Below are 18,375 nucleotides of genomic sequence, written 5' to 3'. Positions count from 1 at the left end.
TGGAGGCACTGAAAATGACAGCGAAAACTAGAGTGGTGCTCTTATTCTTCATTGATCTTGCGATCATCTGGTTCAGTATCGTTACCTCGTATATGTTCCGGTTCTACGACGATATTCCCAAGGATTATATTACCCAAATGTACGCGTACGGAATCATCTCTACTGTAACCTTTGGAGGCAGCCTGATCTATTTCGGTCTGTACCGGCGAATGTGGCAGTACGCAAGTATCGGGGAAATTGTGTCTGTCGTTAAGGCTATTCTGGTGGGAGCGCTGCTCTCTTACGGCATAGCCTTCCTTATTCTTCCGGAACGTATTCCGTTCGGAGTAGTAGTGAGGTCGGTAGAGACGATATTGGTACTTGTAGGCGGCGTGCGTTTCCTGTGGAGATTGTTCCGCAATGAACGAATCAGCTATAAGGATACCCAGACGCATACCCTGATTGTGGGAGCAGGCGACTGCGGTACCTTAATTGCGCGGGAAATGATGGGACCTACCTTTGCCCACACAAAGATCGTTGGTTTCATTGACGACAGTGTGAACAAATACCATATGTCTGTATTGGGCGTGCCTGTACTTGGCAACCGTTATGCCATTCCCAGCCTGGTAAAGGAACGCGACATCCACGAGATCATTATTGCCATGCCTTCCGTCTCGCGCACTGAAATCTCGGAGATTATTAATCTCGCCAAGAAAACAGGGGCCAAGCTGAAGATTATCCCGGCTCTGAATGACTTGATCTCAGGCAAAATATCCGTCAAAAAGCTGCGGGATGTTAGTGTGGAGGACTTGCTCGGACGTGAGCCAGTGGTCGCTGATCTGAACGGCATCCTGGGTTATGTTCATCAGAAGACCGTACTCGTTACAGGGGCGGGCGGATCGATTGGTTCGGAGCTGTGCCGGCAGATTTCACCTTTTGCACCGGACAAGCTGCTGCTGCTCGGGCACGGAGAGAACAGTATTTATACGATTGAAATGGAATTGCGCAAAAGCTTCCCGGAACTGAACATCGTGACGGTAATCGCCGATGTGCAGGACCGTACCCGGATGATGGATGTCTTCCGTAGCCACAAGCCGCAGGTCGTCTTTCATGCGGCAGCGCATAAGCACGTTCCCTTGATGGAACGCAACCCGTCGGAAGCAATCAAAAACAACGTTTTTGGGACCCGGAATGTAGCTGATTGTGCTGACAAATTCGCAGCAGAACGTTTTGTGCTGATCTCATCAGACAAAGCGGTCAATCCTACCAGTGTGATGGGCGCAACCAAACGCATCGCAGAAATGTATGTGCAGAGTCTCAATACCACCAGTCAGACCAAGTTCTCGGCAGTCCGCTTCGGCAATGTGCTGGGCAGCCGCGGCAGTGTAATTCCCGCGTTCAAGCAGCAAATTGCAGCGGGTGGTCCGGTAACGGTCACACATCCCGAGATGGTCCGTTATTTTATGACGATTCCGGAAGCGGTGCAGCTGGTGATCCAATCCGGCTCCTTCGCGAATGGCGGCGAGGTCTTCGTCCTTGATATGGGACAACCGGTGAAGATTCTGACTCTGGCCGAGGATCTAATTACTTTGTCCGGTTACGAGCCTTACAAAGATATCGAGATTAAGTTCTCCGGCATCCGTGAAGGCGAGAAGCTCTATGAAGAGCTGCTGACCGACGAGGAGAACCTGGGTTCTACCACACATGACCGGATTTTCATCGGCAGACCAGCGGTGCTTAGCCAGAATCAGCTGGAGCTGGAGTTCAAACGCCTCGAACGTGTACTGGCCGAGGACGGGGATGTCATCCGCGAAGTCATTAACCAGATTGTTCCGATGCAGCCTGTCGCTCAAGCCGCAATTAGCTAATCAATTCATAATGGGGGATTCCCACATGGGCAAGAAAAAAAGATGGAAAAAGATTGTATTATGGACGTTGTCTGTTGTTGTTGTACTTGCAGTCGGTGGATTGTTTGCCGCCAACTACGCCGTAGACAAACTGATGAACTCCATGGCTGAAGGTTTTGACTTGGAGGCCGAGGAGACGACAGCTACGGGTGGAGGTCAAGTCGATCAACCTGCGTCCACTGATGCTCCGGCAGCTACCGACAGCACAGTTCCAGCACCAACTACAGAACCAGCTTCCGCGCCAGCCACAACGCCAGTAGCGGAAGGTACAGGTACAACTACACCGAATATCGCCAAAGGGACTACTGCCCCAGCAGCGAGTCAGCCAGCCAAGACAGAGGCTCCTGCTGCTACAGAGTCACCAGATGGTTACAGTGCACAGGTATCCACAGACAAGGCCAAAGCCATTCAAGAGAATGTTACAGTCAAAGATAAAGCTGACGTCGCTTCCATCGTATTAGGCCAATTAAGCGTCTCAGATATCAAGCGGCTGCAAGAGTTGGCTAGCGGCGGCTTAACTGTCGAAGAGAAGCGTGAAGCTCGTCAAATAATTCTCGGTAAAGTCTCAGAAGAACAATACAATGAGCTATCCCAAATTGCCAAGAAGTACGGGGTTAGCCGTGGAATTACACATGATCAAGCTGTTAAAGAAGAAGAGCAAATGAAAGAAGCTAATGAAAAAGGAAGTGAATAAAAATGTCGAACATTAAGGTTTCAGCTGCGGCGCTATTGCTAGTGATGTTGATTGGCGTAGCACCATTGACAGCTAAAGCACCTTTGTCTGCATCAGCTGCAGAGACGACTGCTACGAATACGATTAAAGTAAAGTCCATGGATGTCAAAATGGTCTTTGACGGGGTGAGTCTCCAGCCTCCAGCAGGACAAGTGGTGTTCATGTATAACAATACTACTCATGTACCTCTGCGCTTCATGTCCTATGCACTGCAAAAAAGCGTAGCCTGGGATGCCAAAAACGTTAAAGTTACCGTAGCAGAACCAACCGCTTCTGAACTAGTGGTTATTAAAGAATATGTAATGAACGCAAAAAATAATGAAGCGGCTAAATTTACAGCCAAAAGTGTAACACTTAACGCGGTTAAAGCCAGCTATGTATTTAACGGCTCTGTCAAAAAACTACCCGAGGGCCAATCCAGCTTTATCTTGAATGGCTCCCTGTATGTGCCGTTACGTTTTTTATCGGAATCCGCAGGGAATTCCATTAGCTGGGATCCGAAAACAAAAACAATTACTTCGGCCTCCACGGCATATCAGGAATCAGGAGCAAACACTGGCGGAAATGATCCGCTAAACAACAATGGCTCCAGTCGGGGAGGAAGCTCTACTCCAGCGCCCAAGGCTACACCGGCACCTAATAGCACAGCAGCTCCAGGATCAACCGGAGGAACCGGTGGAGGAACATCCAGCGGCAAGATATCTTATGAGAGTATTACCAGCGATACCGAAGCCAAGCTGTATGCTTTGAAAGCAGAAGCCGAGTCTGCGCTAGGAAGCACTGTTATTGAGTATATAAGGGCTACGGACGATGCAACCAAACAAGAGCTGATCGCCAAGGGCAAGCAGCAACTTGCCTCATTCACATCCAGTTTTAATAGTATAGTGGCTGATGCTGAACAAAAACTAAACAAAAACGGCTATGACACAGCGATTATTGTTGAGTATAGAAACGAGTTTAATGCATCGGTAGAGAAGGGGAAGGCTTTGCTTGGTGGGTAAGTTGCAAGAGATGGTTTTGATTAATTATTGAAATCCATCCCTTAATTGGGTTAAGGGATGGGATTACATAGCAAAGAGTTCTAAGGATTAGGTGATTAGATGAGACCTTATATGGTATTTAAACAAATGATTGATTTTATGCTGGCTCTAATCGGACTTCTCCTGTTATGGCCTTTTTTCTTGGTCATTGCAATAACTATCAAGTTGACTTCAAAGGGGCCTGTCTTATTTAAGCAAAAGCGTCTCGGTAAGTATAAGACTGAATTCTATATTCTGAAATTCAGAACGATGCGGACAGATACTCCTAGTGATATGCCAACACATTTATTGCAGGACCCTGATTCTTTCATCACAAAGGTAGGCAAGTTTCTGCGGAAGACCAGCCTTGATGAGTTGCCGCAGATTATTAACATCCTCAAAGGCGATATGAGCGTTGTCGGACCACGCCCAGCGCTTTGGAACCAATATGATTTGATCGCTGAGCGTGATAAGTATGGGGCGAATGATATCAAACCTGGGTTGACGGGATGGGCGCAGATCAATGGGCGGGATGAAATCCCGAATGAAGATAAGGCAAGGTTCGATGGAGAGTACACAGGAAGACTATCTTTTTGGTTCGATCTTAAAGTATTCTGCATGACGATCCTGAGTGTTCTAAAATCTGATGGTGTGAGAGAAGGAGCAGTTGAACCGGAGGCATCTCCAACCACCAAAGGAGTTTCGTTATAAATGGACAAGAAGAAGATTCTGATCACGGGTAAGGGAAGTTATATTGGTACTAGCTTCATCAACTGGGTAAAGCAGTGGCCGGAGCAGTATGAAGTGGAAGAGTTATCGGTAAGGGGAGAAGCGTGGAAAGAGCATGATTTCTCTCAATATAAAGCAATAATCCATGTTGCTGCTGTTGTTCATAAGAAAGAGAAACCAGAGAACGAACAGTTATATTTCAGAGTGAATAAAGATTTGGCAATATCTATAGCGAAAAAGGCTCAACAAGATGGAGTAGGACAGTTTCTTTTTATGAGTAGTATGTCTGTATACGGACTTGAAGGACTTATTGGTCAAGATACAGTTATTTATGATTATACGGAATGTAAGCCAACGTCTTTTTATGGAAAAAGCAAGCTTGCTGCTGAAGAAGAAATATTAAAAATGGATTGTGAGGAATTTAAAATAGCTATTATAAGAGCACCGATGATATATGGATACAACTGTCCTGGAAATTATACACGGTTGAGAAAAATAGCTCTTAAATCGCCCTTATTTCCTTCTATAGAAAATAAAAGAAGTATGATATTTATAGATAATTTATCAGAATTTATAAGATGGTTGTTACTTAGTCGGAAAAATGGAATCTTTTTTCCTCAGAATAAAGAATATATTTCTACGGTTGAATTAGTGAAGTTAGTTTCATCTATTAATAATAGAAGGCTATTATTTTCAAAGTTCTTCGCAATTCCTATAAAATTGTTGGGAAATCAATTTGATATAACAAAAAAAATATTTGGTAACTTGAAATATGATCTTAGAATATCTCTGCATGATGAATATAACTATAGTCTTGCTAATCTCAAGGATTCAATCCAAAAAAGTGAAATAGATGGTGCATAATATGAAAAAAGTTTTGTTTACTGCTACAGTAGATAGTCACATAATGAATTTTCATATCCCTTATTTAAAATATTTCAAAGAAAATGGATATGAAGTCCATGTTGCAAGTAATGGAACTACGGACATTCCTTCAACGGACTTTAAGTATAATGTTCCTTTTCAAAGGTCACCATATAAACTAGAAAATATTAAAGCGTATAGGCAACTTAAAAAAATAATTAATAGTAATAAATATGATACTATCCACTGTCATACACCTATGGGTGCTGCAATAACGAGATTAGCTGCAAAAAAATCAAGATATAATGGAACTAAAGTTATATATACAGCTCATGGATTTCATTTTTTTAAGGGTGCAGCTTTAAAAAATTGGTTATTATTCTATCCTATAGAAAAATGGCTTTCTAGATACACTGATGAACTTATAACTATTAACAAAGAGGATTTCGAAATAGCAATAAATAGTTTTAATGCTGCTAATGTTCACCTTATTAATGGAGTAGGAGTTAATTTAGAAAAGTTTAGAAAACAAAATTTAGAAAAGCGAAACCAACAGCGGAAAGAATATGGATATCCTTTAGAGGATTACATATTAATTTATGTTGGGGAATTGAGTTATAGGAAGCATCAAGATTTACTTATAAAGGCTGTGAATTACCTCAAGGAGGAGATTCCTAATCTAAGATTATTAATTGTAGGAGATGGAGAAAAGATAGAAAAATATAAATTAATGGCGGATAAGTTAGGAGTTAATGGAAATGTTGATTTTTTGGGATATCGTAATGATATTGAGAAACTAATGATGCTTTCAGATGTAGCAGTGTCTTCTTCCAGGCAAGAAGGGTTGCCTTTAAATATAATGGAAGCTATGGCGACTGGATTACCATTGATTGTGACAAATTGTAGGGGGAATCGTGATCTGGTTTATGATAAGGAAAATGGCTATGTTATTGATATAAACGACGCAAATGGTTTTTCCCGTGCAATCCACAATCTTTATGCCTTTAAAGACATCTGTGGAAAATTCAGCAATAAAAACATCGATCTTATCGATGCATATTCACTAGAGACTATATCAACTCAAATGAGTAGAATATATAAAATAAAGTAAAAAGCTATAATTTTAATGAGTTAGTGTATGAATTGTGAAGAAGGTGAGAAAAGTGAAAAAAAGAATATTACACCTAGTTTATAGTAATATATATTCAGGAGCAGAAAATGTTGCAATAAATATAATAAATACTTTGTCAGAAGAATACGAGCTTATTTATGCATCACCAGAGGGCCCCATTGAGAGTATCCTTCTAAGTAACAATATCAGGCATATACCTTTGAAAAGTTTTAATCCACTTTACTTAAATTCAATTTTCAGAAAATGGAAGCCAGATATAATTCACACTCATGATTTTAGAGCAAGTATCAACACATCACTCTCACTATATCCATGTAGAATAATATCTCATTTACATAACAATCCTTCATGGATTAGAAAAATTAATTTGTATTCAATTTGTTACGCTATTTCTAGTCTAGCGTACAATAAAATCATAACTGTTTCTTCTGAAGTATTAAGCGAAGCGATCTTTTCAAAAATGTTAAGTGAGAAATATACTGTATTACCAAACATTGTGAATATTGAACGGATTATAAGGGCATCAAATAGTGAAATTATAGATAATAACTTTGATATTGGGTTTATTGGAAGATTAACCGAACAAAAGGATCCTTTGCGCTTTTTGGAGATCGTGAGTGAAGTTAAAAAGAAAATACCGAATATTAAAGTAGTCTTGATAGGTGATGGTGAACTAAAAGTAAAATGTAAAGAAGCTATTGATAGATTGAATTTACAAAAAAATGTTCAAATGTTAGGTTTTAAATCAAATCCCTTTCCAATTCTGAAGAAAACAAAGATATTATTAATGCCCTCGAAATGGGAAGGCTTTGGTTTAGTAGCTGTTGAATCAATGGCGCTAGGTATACCAGTTTTCGCATCACCGGTTGGTGGCTTAAATGGAATAATTAATAATGGATGTGGGGAATTATGTGAATCCAACGAAGATTTTATAGAACAAGCTATAAAGTCCTTACTTGAACCACAATATTATTCATTTTTATCTAAAAATTGCCGTAAGAATGCATTGAATTTTGGGAATATAGATATTTGGAAAAATAAAATAATAAATTTGTATGAGGTATAAGGAGTCAAAAATGTATAATAAGGCATTTCAGAACTCGAATAAAATAGTCAAAAGTATTATTGATGCATTATTGATATCAGTTTTATCATATGCCACTCTATTTGAAAATATCATTTTTAGGGATATTTTTGTGCTTTTGTTGGGTTTACTATGTTGGGGGATTTTAATTGTTAGAAATTATAAAGAAGGTTTCTTGTTTTTAATAACAAGAATGTTAGTTCTTAGCTTGCCATTATCTTTTGTAAATGTTTATGGGGGATCCTATGAAGATTTGCCCTTATCTTGGTTTAACATATTTGTTGGTTTATTAATCTTAGTAGCTTTAATTAATATTTTTGCAAGCAGAAGATTTATAATAGATCATATTGTGTTATCATCTTCTTTTATGATCATCATAAGTTTAATACCACTAATAACCTCATCAATGCTTACTGATGCTTTAAAGCAATACTTAAATATTATTTTATCCTTTTTAATAATTATTGTAGGCGTGAACATAAAAAATAAAATTAATAATACTCAACAATTAAGGCTTGCATTGGATTATATAACTGCTGTTAAAATAGCAGCAGTAGGCATATTCATTCAATACATCAGTAAAAATTTATTTGGTGTAATACTAGGGAATTTTGAGTTATCAAGTGGTAATAGAAATTCATATTCATTCCTTTTTACAGACTTCAGTTTTTTTTCATTATTTTTGTCTTCAGGTGCTTTAATGGTTTTTTTCGTTGAAAGAACAAAAATAAAGTCTGATAAATATTGGATTTTTAATATGTGTTTCTTATTACTTGCAAGTATTATTTCCTCAGCAAGAACCGGAATAGTTTCTTTTATTGTGATTTTCTGTTTATATAGTTTTTTTAAGTTTTTCCATATGGTTAGAAACGGATCAAAGCATATTTTCGGAATAGTTTTTTTTAATATATTAGTCATAATCTCAAGTTATTTTCTAATTGTTAGAGTAAGAAGTAATGAAGTTCTATACGATTCAGGACGAAATCTTCTAAATGAAATTGCTTGGAGAATATTTTTAGATAATCCTATGTACGGAATTGGATTTGGCATAAATAATTATTCTAAATTTGGAGGAATATTACCACATAATTTATTTTTTCAATTTATTTCACAGGGCGGAATATTATATTTAGTTCCCTTATTTTTATTTTTATGTTCTATTTTAGTTACTTGTTTTAAAAAATATAATGAAATGTTTATGGTTCTGCTAGGCGTTTTATTTGGTGCATTATTCATTCCAGATATTTTTAATTCTAAATTTTTACCCATACTTTTTTTAATGATTAGTTTACGCCAAGAACCTTTTATAAATAATAAGATCGAAATCAAATAATTTATGAAAGGATCTTTGTGATGGAGGCAAAAATATCAATTATTATACCAGTGTACAATAGAGAAAAAACTATAAACAAAACTTTGAATTCAGTATTGCAACAAACATTTGTGGATTATGAAGTTATTATAATTGATGATGGAAGTACAGATACCACTTTAAAAATAATTGAAGAAATCTGTTCTAAAGACTCACGATTTAGTTACCTTCATCAGAGGAACTCAGGGGTTGCCACTGCTAGAAATAGAGGACTCTCAGTTTCAAAAGGGAAATACATAACTTTTTTGGATTCTGATGATTTTTATGAGAATACATTTCTAATGAAGATGTTTAATGAAATTAATAAGAATGATGATGATATTTGTTATTGTGGGTCATATCGTGTGACGCCTAAACAGAAGAAAAAAAAGAAAACAAAATTTCTTTTGAATAATTTGCTGCAGAAATATTTACTTGATACAGTTTTTATTTGTACTAATGCATGGATGATAAAAAAAGACTTTCTAAAGAAGAATGGAATTGTATTTTTAGAAGGAGTTTCATGGGGAGAAGATATTGAGTTTTTTTGTGAAGTTTTAGCGGCGACCAATAAAGTAAGTTGTGTAGAAGAGTATCTTATTAATTATACGGCAGAATTTGACAATAACAACCTCTCTTCTTACTCAACGGAAAAAATAGATCAAGATTTCAAGTCGATTCAAAGAATTTTGAAAAAGAAAGGAATGGATCGGAAAGATTTAAAAACAGCATTATTGAACTACAGACTATCAGCTTTAATTACTTATAGGCTTTGTATGGCTATAGAGAATGGAACATCTGAAAATGAAATGTTAGAGTACTATGAAAATTATAAAAAATATATTTGGGTGTTTTCTTTCAACAATGGATGGAGAAGTCTTAAGTTGAATTATTATAAAATCAAGCTATTTATTAAAATTAAAAAGTTGAAATAACTTTACAAATTTTCCATACGGAATAATAAATTTCTATTCATATATAATACAGAATTTTGGGAGATAACTATGAAGAAAGTAATGATAAACGCATATACACATTTGAATCTAGGAGATGATTTGTTTATAAAGATATTATGCGAAAGATACCCTGATTCAAAATTTTTAATACATGCTCCAAGAAAGTATAGGGATGTTTTTCGTCGAAATAAAAATATTGAAGTGTATTCATCTGATGGATTGGTGATAAGAGGTATTAATTATATTTTGAGGAAAATGAATATTTTTGGTCTGTTCCAACGGATAATATCTAGGAAATGTGATGCTTTAGTTCATATTGGAGGTTCCATATTTATTGAAGGAGAGAAATGGGAGTCTCGCTTAAATTATATTAAAAAAATGATAAGCAGCGGTAAACCCTATTTTCTTCTAGGAGCTAATTTTGGGCCTTATACTGACAAAAATTATTATTTACAACATAAAATAATATTTAAAAACTGCACAGATATATGCTTCAGAGAAAAACATTCTTATGAGATGTTTAAAGAATTAGAAAATGTTAGAATAGCAGACGATATTGTATTCCAAATAGCTGGAAATAAATCTAATATTATAAAAAAAGGTGAGGTACAAGCAAAAAAAATAATAATTTCAGTGATAAAGCCTTCTATTAGAAAGTATTTAACTGGCCTAGATGAAGTTTATTATAATAAAATTTTGGGGATTATGATTTCTTTCATTGAAAAAGGGTGGACAGTTACACTTATGGCTTTTTGTGAGTACGAAGGTGATAATGATGCAATAGATCGAATTATAGAATTGACTCCCTTGAAATATTCAAAGAATGTTAGTAAGTATTATTATTCTGGTAATTTAGAAGAATCTCTAAATGTTTTATCAGAATCAGATTTTATAGTTGCTTCAAGATTTCATGCAATGATATTAGGATGGGTATTCGAGGTGCCTGTATTTCCAATAGTATATAGTGAAAAAATGACAAATGTTATCGAGGATGTTGGTTTTAAAGGTGAATATTTTGAACTTAAGAATATTTCAACCGCGAATCCAAGAGAAGTGTATAGATCATTATTTACTAATAGAATTGATGTTTCTAGACAAGCAAAGAATGCTGCATTTCATTTTAAAATTCTAGATAATTATTTGACAGAAAGTATTGATTAATACGCTGAAAAGGGAATGAAGAAAAATCAGAATTATTTAACCATGTTAAAGGAGAAATATGAGGATTAAAAGGAGCATATTAAATTTAATATTAGGCATTATAGGTCAAATTTTCACTATTGGTTTTGGGATATTCATTACAAGATTGATTTTGGTGAATTACGGTTCTGAAGTGAATGGTTTACTTTCCTCTATAGGGCAAATTATAGTATATATGTCTCTCTTTGAAGCTGGTATTGGTACTGCGACTTTACAGGCACTCTACGGGCCAATTTCAAGGAATGAAGAAAAAAGTATTAATTCTATCCTATCAGCAACTTCTATTTATTATAAGAGAACAGGCATTTATTATTTTTGTGGCTTATTGTTATTATCTATAATTTATCCACTTATGATTACATCCAAAACCATAGAACTAAACCATTATAGTATTACTTTCATAATTCTCTTTACAGGTTTAGGAGGAGCACTAAATTATTATTTTCTGGGCAAATATAGAATTCTTCTTAGCGCTGAAGGGAAAAGCTATATAGACATACTTATCGTGACCACTGTAAATACCCTGAGTAATATTTTAAAAATAATATTATTAGTCTCTGGGTATAGTATTGTTGTAGTACAAGGTGCTTATTTCTTACTAATGATTGTACAACTTCTCATTTTTCAGATCTATATCAAGAAAAATTATACTTGGATAAATTTAAAGATTGAACCAGACTATAAATCGATTTCACAAAAAAGTTCTGTCCTTATACATCAAGTATCTTATTTGATTTTTAAAAACACTGATGTAATCATTTTGTCTATTTTCACAAATTTTAAAGTTGTGAGTGTATATGTAATGTATAATATGTTATTTGGTATTATTGACAGTATAGTTGGGACTGTTAATACTAGTATAACATTTGCCCTTGGACAGTCATATAATGAAAGTAAAGAAAAATTCATGCTATTTTATGATACATATGAAGTGTACTTTATGGCATTAGTATTTTCTATGTTTACTGTAACTTATATTTTAGTATTACCTTTTATAAAGATATATACCGTTGGCATTGATGATATCAATTATATTGATATGTGGTTGCCAATATTGTTTGTCACACAAAAGATATTAATTAATGCACGCTCCTCGTCTAATAACATAATAAATATAGCAGGACACTTTAAGAATACAAAATATCGCTCTATTATAGAGTCTTTAATAAATTTAGTGTGTTCTTTGATTTTTGTTCAATCTTTGGGGATATATGGGGTCTTAATGGGGACAATTGTTGCAGTTCTTTATAGATCAATTGATATACTAATTTATGCAAATAAGGAAGTACTAAGACGAAGCCCGTGGATAACTGTTAAAAGATGGGCTATCAATGTTTGTATATTTTTAAGTATTGTTGTTGTAACTTCAAAGTTTGATTTTCAAGCTACTTCTTATATCGAAATTATAGTAATAGCTATAAAATTGCTTTTAAGCACTTTTTCGTTATTTTTCGTAATTGTCTCTATATTTAATGCTAGGTGTTTCTTTTATGTGGTGGATTACTTTAGAAGTAAATTAACATAAATATAAAACGTGAATTTTAATAATTCCATAATTCAACTCTTTTTATATGTATATTCCATAATTTCATGGAGGGAAAACAATGATTACTGATGACCGCTTAAAGAGTGATTTTATTGAATTTATAACTTTTCTTGAATGTAATTTAAAACAAAACCAAGACCAAAATTGCTATCAACAAATAAAAGATAAATCAGATCATTACTTGAAAAAGAAGCTTGATTATCGTATGAAACCATTTTTTGAAGAATTGATTTTTATGATTGTTATTTATATAAAATCTGGAATATCTGATCAAGCATTTTATTTTTATTTGAAAAGTCAATTCAAACTAAGAGATAGTAAGGAGCAGGTTGAATTTACGAATAAAATAAAAATGATATTTGGAATTAGTGATAAAAAAAGTAATAATGATTTAATATTTTGTATTTCAAATAATTGTCCCAAAGTAAGCATTATAATTACAACATATAATAGAAAAGAATATCTAATACAATCTATTAAAAGTATTCTTAATCAAGACTATCCCAATATACAAATTATAGTTATAGACGACAACTCCTCAGATGGTACTGAATTAGTTATGAGTGATTTAATGAAAACTAATAAATCCTTAATTTATATGAGAAATATTAGTAATCTGGGACCAGGAAATAATCGGCGTATTGCCTTCAAGTCTCACGCTGACGGTAAATACACATTGTTCTTAGATGACGATGATTACTTAATTGACAGCAATTATATAAGTAAGGCTGTTGAATTTCATGTGAAACATCCACAAGTTTCATTTGTAGCAGCTAATGTTTTAACGGAATATACAGAAACAGGATTATTCAAATCATTATTACTAGGGTTAAAAGAAATCACGAATAAACATGATTATTTTATTAATTTTGAAGAAGCTAAATTTCCAAAGCCCGTATCAACTTTAACGGCCTTATTTAAACGCGATGCTCTTATTAAAATGGATATACTTAATATGGAAATGGTGAATGACTCATCAATTTATCTTCGATCTTTACTAGTGGGAGATGCTGGATTCATAGATGAGATTATAGGGGTTTATAGAATTCATGGGAGTAACATAACATTTAATTTATCCCCTGATTTTCTAATTGCAAACTTAGATGAAAAACGAAAAATTAAAAATATGGCAATTAACCAATTTCAATATGATTCTATAGAAATGGATAAGTGGTTTAATAATAATTCATATAATACCATTTCGTATTTCTTCTATAATTCTGCTAAGACTTCTAATGATTTTAACTATATGTATGAATGGGTGCTGAAAAATTGTCCAGATATTTATGCTAGATTAAAAAGAAAATTTAAATTTCATTTATATATTAAAAAAATATCAAGTGTCACAATTGCAAGGCATATGATTATCTATCTTAAAAAGATTATAAAGAGCTAAGGTTTTTAATTCTTAATGATTGTCGACTTTAGTTTTTTCATGGATTAGCTGATTCTTTGATGTTAAACTTGAAAATATTATTGAGCAAAGTTTTTGCGAAAATATATTTATGGAGGTTTTACCATGAAAGGCATTATCCTAGCAGGCGGCTCCGGCACGCGCCTATATCCACTAACCATGGTAACCAGTAAGCAACTGTTACCCATATACGACAAACCAATGATATACTATCCATTGTCTACGTTAATGCTGGCGGGGATTAATGATATTCTTATCATTTCTACGCCAGAGGACACGCCGAGATTTGAGAGTCTTTTAGGCGATGGATCACAATTCGGCATTAAGCTGCAATATGTTGTACAGCCCAGTCCTGACGGGTTGGCTCAGGCTTTTATCTTGGGCGAAGACTTTATTGGGGATGATTCGGTAGCGATGATCCTCGGCGATAATATTTATTATGGCAACGGGATTCGTAAGATGCTCAAACGGGCCGCGGATAAGGAACAGGGTGCTACGGTGTTTGGCTACCATGTGCAAGATCCGGAGCGTTTCGGTGTGGTCGAGTTCAATGAAGACGGCAAGGTGCTGAGTGTGGAAGAGAAGCCGGTTGAGCCGAAGTCCAACTATGCGATTACCGGCTTGTATTTCTATGATAACCGGGTTATTGAGATCGCCAAGAATGTGAAGCCTTCTCATCGCGGGGAATTGGAGATTACTTCGATTAATGAAGCGTATTTGAATCTTGGCGAGCTGGATGTTGAGCTGCTGGGGCGCGGATTTACATGGCTGGATACCGGGACGCATCAGAGCTTGGCGGACGCTTCTAATTTTGTCCGGACGATTGAGGATCATCAAGGAATTAAGATCGCAGCCCCCGAAGAAATTGCATACATTAATGGATGGATTACCAAAGAGCAATTATGGGAATGCGGCAATAAAATGAGCAAAAACGGCTACGGCCAGTATCTGATGAAGGTAGCCATCGGGAAAATCCAATATTAACTACTGAAAGTGTGGACGAGATGAAAATAACTGAGACTCCTTTGCAAGGTGTATTGATTGTGGAACCGGCCGTGTTTGGCGACCACCGGGGATGGTTCACGGAAACTTACAGCAGTGCGAAATTCAAGGCTCAGGGCATTGATATGGATTTTGTGCAGGATAATCAATCGTATTCTGCCACGAAGGGAACGCTGCGCGGGTTGCATTATCAGCTGAACCCCAAAGCTCAGACCAAGCTGGTACGCTGCACCCGGGGCGCCATGTTTGATGTGGCCGTGGATATCCGCAAGGGCAGCCCTACGTATGGGCAATGGTTTGGGCTTGAGCTGAGTGCCGAGAATAAGAAACAGCTGTTGATTCCGAAAGGTTTTGCTCATGGCTTCATGACATTGACGGAAGACGTAGAGGTTCAGTATAAGTGCGATGAACTGTATGCGCCGGAATGTGATGGGGGTATTCTGTGGAATGACCCTGCCATCGGCATCGAGTGGCCAATCGACGTAACGCCTGTGCTGTCCGCCAAGGATGAGCAGGCGCCGCTGCTGAAGGATGTTGTGTTGAATTTTGTATTTGGAGGGACAGACATTGAGTAGATCAAAAGTACTGGTGACCGGCGGAGCCGGGTTCATCGGAGGCAACTTTGTGCAATATATGGTAGATAAATATCCGGATTACGATATTGTTAATCTCGATGCGTTAACGTATGCGGGAGATTTGACGAAGCATAAAGCGATTGAAAACAAAGCGAATTACCGGTTCGTGAAGGCGGATATTGCGGATCGGGATGTGATCTCGGCTCTTTTTGCCGAAGAGCAGTTCGAGTATGTGGTCCATTTCGCTGCGGAGAGCCATGTGGATCGCTCGATTACCGACCCGGGTATCTTCGTGCGGACGAATGTGATGGGGACTCAGGTGTTGCTGGATGCGGCCAAAGCGAATGGCATTAAGAAGTTTGTGCATGTGTCTACGGATGAGGTGTATGGGGAGCTGGATTTTGATCCTACCGTATTCTTTACGGAAGATACGCCACTTCAGCCGAACAGCCCATACAGTGCCAGCAAAGCGTCTTCCGATCTCCTGGTGCGCGCTTATCACGAGACGTTTGGACTGCCGATGAACATCACGCGTTGTTCCAACAATTACGGACCGTACCATTTCCCCGAAAAGCTGATCCCGCTCACGATCTCCAAAGTGGTCAATGAGCAGGAAGTGCCGGTCTACGGGGACGGCAAAAACATCCGCGACTGGCTCCATGTGTGGGATCACTGCGCGGCGATTGATCTGGTGCTCCACGAGGGGATCAGCGGCGAGGTCTATAATGTTGGCGGACATAATGAGAAGACCAACCTGGAAGTGGTCAAAACGATCATTGCCGCCTTGGGCAAATCCGAAGATTTGATCACGTTTGTGACGGACCGGCTTGGCCATGACAAGCGTTACGCCATCGATCCAACCAAGCTGGAGCAGCTGGGCTGGAAACCGACCTACAATTTCGAGACGGGTATCGCCCAGACGATTGAGTGGTATATGGATAACCGCGAGTGGTGGGAGTATATCCTGAACAGCGAAGATCATAAATAAATGAAGGATCGGCAAATACGCAAGAAGAAGCCGCGCAAGGGTGCCAAAAAAAGATTGGTATTCTACCTGTGCGTGCTGCTCTTGCTGACCGTGTTTCTTACCGCCGGCAGTTTCCTCTCTCTGAACGAATCTCCACAGCAGGCCGATGTCATTATTGTCCTTAGCGGGGGTCCGGGTCGGATGGAGGCTGCTGCTAAGCTGTATGAAGCAGGTTATGCGCCATATCTGCTGCTGTCCAATGGCGAAGAGGCCATCAGCAGGTCCGGAGACATGCGTGAAACGGCTCTGGCGCTGGGCATCCCGGAGAAGGCTATTGTAACTGAAAATGAGGCCTTGAGTACGTACCAGAACGCCGAGCTTACACTTCCTATCATGCAAGAGCACAAGTTCACTTCCGCGATTGTAGTCTCTTCGGATTTTCATATGCGGCGGGTAAAGTTTAACTTTGAGCGGGTCTACAAAAAGTCGGGGATCGAACTGACCTATGTCGGCTCCCCATCGGGGTACAACGCCAAACGATGGTGGAGCGGCAGCTACAGCCGGGAGACGACGTTCAACGAATATGTGAAGATGATCGGGAATGCGTTCGGGTACAACGGGCCGGAGGCCAAGGGTGTGCTGAATGAGATCAAGGCCTGGTTCCGCTAGAGAGCCTTGAGGCTGTACTGTCTACAGAGCATAAATTGATGCAAAAAAAGAGCCTATGGAGGTGACTCCTTAGGCTCTTTTTTTGTATGGCGAAGCCGACATACTGTCCAAAGAAAATAAAGTTATAGACTGCCACTGGGTTGTTCAACTAACGTGTCCCGTTAGCTTAGCTGCTAAGCATGAGCCAACTTAGGTATACAAAACGCTGGTAGCTTTCCCAAATTAGAAAGCGGTCTAATAAACAAGACATCTTCATGCTTACCAAAGGGTTCTACATAAGCTTTGTCGATGAGTTGATCTGGCGTGAAATGAAACCGAACTTTCCTTGTTTGTTTCGTTGTAATCCGCGAAACCAACGTTTCAATATTCACCTGTTTGTCGCTAATAACATCATACAAATGCAGCAAATCGCCTTCATGCTCAAAAATGATAATGGCATCGTCAGTTCGCGAATAATATAGGCATTCGTGGAATACGTTCAAAGCGTAAAATTGAAATAAACCCTCGTTGTTTGTGACACCAAAATGTTTTGAAATTGGTCTACGGGAAAAAAGCATTTGTTTAATTGAATCCCAATGCTCTTCCTTCGAAACATCCAGTTTATCAAGTAAAATTAGTTCATCTTTGGGCTGAACAGATATGTTTAAATAAAATTGATGTTCAGGTAAGGTAGTAAATCCAAATTTGGGATAAAAATCGAGCACAGTGCTGTTCGCAAATAAGAAAAACATATCGCATGTATCTTCGTAGGTTTCCAATACATACTCCATCAGTTGTTTTGACAACCCTTTACCCCGGTGCTCGGGATGAGTCATTACAGTTCCGATTTGTAGTGCCCTTTTGCTTTCACCATTAATGACCAAGTCCATCTTGCTTACTGAAACATTAGCAATTATTTGGTCATCGGTAACTATTGAATGGCAAATATAGCGATCGTCCCAGGCTCCCTTTTGGTACCATGCTTCGAAGTCAATTCCAAATACTAGCTTGGAAAGTCGATTGAAACTTGCTCGGTACTCGTCTCGGTTTTTGAAATTATAACTATGTATCATCATCTAAATTGTTATCCTTTCTAGGTAAGAATACTTAAATTATTTGAGTTCCGCATGGTTCATTGTGCAATTCTGCCCGTTAGCTTAATGAGGCCATGACAGTCTAACACTCTATTTTCTGAGTCTAATACTTTATTTTTCAGTCTATATAAACCGCAATTAAGTTTATAACTTGATAAGTAGACGATCAATCGTT

At 37.5% G+C, this 18,375-nt stretch carries 17 protein-coding genes; 16 read left to right on the top strand and 1 reads right to left on the bottom strand.

The window, feature by feature from the left end:
* The first annotated feature begins 14 nt into the window (after positions 1-14).
* The 16 genes from IEY53_RS00085 (at position 15) to IEY53_RS00010 (ending at position 17,127) form a co-directional block, all read left to right on the top strand.
* The gene (locus IEY53_RS00085) at positions 15-1,847 is read left to right on the top strand and encodes a polysaccharide biosynthesis protein (RefSeq protein WP_189021589.1); all 1,833 of its coding nucleotides are present in this window, start codon (positions 15-17) and stop codon (positions 1,845-1,847) included.
* 25 nt (positions 1,848-1,872) lie between these two features.
* Complete coding sequence (locus IEY53_RS00080; protein WP_189021588.1) at positions 1,873-2,580, top strand: RodZ family helix-turn-helix domain-containing protein; 708 nt, start codon at positions 1,873-1,875, stop codon at positions 2,578-2,580.
* 2 nt (positions 2,581-2,582) lie between these two features.
* A complete protein-coding gene (locus IEY53_RS00075; protein WP_189021587.1) occupies positions 2,583-3,620 on the top strand; it encodes a stalk domain-containing protein in 1,038 nt (345 codons plus the stop codon).
* A 111-nt stretch (positions 3,621-3,731) separates the two neighbouring features.
* Complete coding sequence (locus tag IEY53_RS00070) at positions 3,732-4,349, top strand: sugar transferase (protein WP_189021586.1); 618 nt, start codon at positions 3,732-3,734, stop codon at positions 4,347-4,349.
* On the top strand, positions 4,350-5,231 hold the full coding sequence (locus tag IEY53_RS00065) for an NAD-dependent epimerase/dehydratase family protein (protein WP_189021585.1): 882 nt from the start codon (positions 4,350-4,352) through the stop codon (positions 5,229-5,231).
* 1 nt (position 5,232) lies between these two features.
* A complete protein-coding gene (locus IEY53_RS00060) occupies positions 5,233-6,342 on the top strand; it encodes a glycosyltransferase family 4 protein (protein ID WP_189021584.1) in 1,110 nt (369 codons plus the stop codon).
* A gap of 52 nt (positions 6,343-6,394) precedes the next feature.
* On the top strand, positions 6,395-7,429 hold the full coding sequence (locus IEY53_RS00055; RefSeq protein ID WP_189021583.1) for a glycosyltransferase: 1,035 nt from the start codon (positions 6,395-6,397) through the stop codon (positions 7,427-7,429).
* 10 nt (positions 7,430-7,439) lie between these two features.
* Entirely contained in the window at positions 7,440-8,780 is a 1,341-nt protein-coding gene (locus IEY53_RS00050; RefSeq protein WP_189021582.1) for an O-antigen ligase family protein, read from the top strand.
* 20 nt (positions 8,781-8,800) lie between these two features.
* A complete protein-coding gene (locus IEY53_RS00045) occupies positions 8,801-9,733 on the top strand; it encodes a glycosyltransferase family 2 protein (RefSeq protein WP_189021581.1) in 933 nt (310 codons plus the stop codon).
* 69 nt (positions 9,734-9,802) lie between these two features.
* Positions 9,803-10,915 (top strand): polysaccharide pyruvyl transferase family protein, encoded by a 1,113-nt coding sequence (locus IEY53_RS00040; RefSeq protein ID WP_189021580.1) that lies wholly within the window; start codon positions 9,803-9,805, stop codon positions 10,913-10,915.
* A gap of 58 nt (positions 10,916-10,973) precedes the next feature.
* Positions 10,974-12,479, top strand: a complete 1,506-nt coding sequence (locus tag IEY53_RS00035; protein ID WP_189021579.1) for an MATE family efflux transporter — start codon at positions 10,974-10,976, stop codon at positions 12,477-12,479.
* Between the two features lie 79 nt (positions 12,480-12,558).
* Complete coding sequence (locus IEY53_RS00030) at positions 12,559-13,896, top strand: glycosyltransferase family 2 protein (RefSeq protein ID WP_189021578.1); 1,338 nt, start codon at positions 12,559-12,561, stop codon at positions 13,894-13,896.
* A gap of 123 nt (positions 13,897-14,019) precedes the next feature.
* On the top strand, positions 14,020-14,898 hold the full coding sequence (gene rfbA / locus IEY53_RS00025; RefSeq protein WP_189021577.1) for a glucose-1-phosphate thymidylyltransferase RfbA: 879 nt from the start codon (positions 14,020-14,022) through the stop codon (positions 14,896-14,898).
* 20 nt (positions 14,899-14,918) lie between these two features.
* Positions 14,919-15,491, top strand: coding sequence for a dTDP-4-dehydrorhamnose 3,5-epimerase (gene rfbC, locus IEY53_RS00020; RefSeq protein ID WP_189021874.1), 573 nt, complete (start codon positions 14,919-14,921; stop codon positions 15,489-15,491).
* Entirely contained in the window at positions 15,484-16,479 is a 996-nt protein-coding gene (gene rfbB / locus IEY53_RS00015; protein ID WP_189021576.1) for a dTDP-glucose 4,6-dehydratase, read from the top strand. The genes rfbC and rfbB overlap by 8 nt, the downstream gene beginning before the upstream one ends.
* Entirely contained in the window at positions 16,480-17,127 is a 648-nt protein-coding gene (locus tag IEY53_RS00010; RefSeq protein WP_189021575.1) for a YdcF family protein, read from the top strand.
* Positions 17,128-17,300: 173 nt separating this feature from the next.
* Here IEY53_RS00010 and IEY53_RS00005 read toward each other — a convergent pair whose 3' ends face one another.
* Entirely contained in the window at positions 17,301-18,182 is an 882-nt protein-coding gene (locus IEY53_RS00005; RefSeq protein ID WP_189021574.1) for a GNAT family N-acetyltransferase, read from the bottom strand.
* Between the last annotated feature and the right edge of the window lie 193 nt (positions 18,183-18,375).

Origin of the sequence: Paenibacillus albidus, from assembly GCF_014644435.1 — a bacterium.
Taxonomy (GTDB): domain Bacteria; phylum Bacillota; class Bacilli; order Paenibacillales; family Paenibacillaceae; genus Paenibacillus_AQ; species Paenibacillus_AQ albidus.
This window is presented reverse-complemented; position numbering and strand designations above follow the sequence as displayed.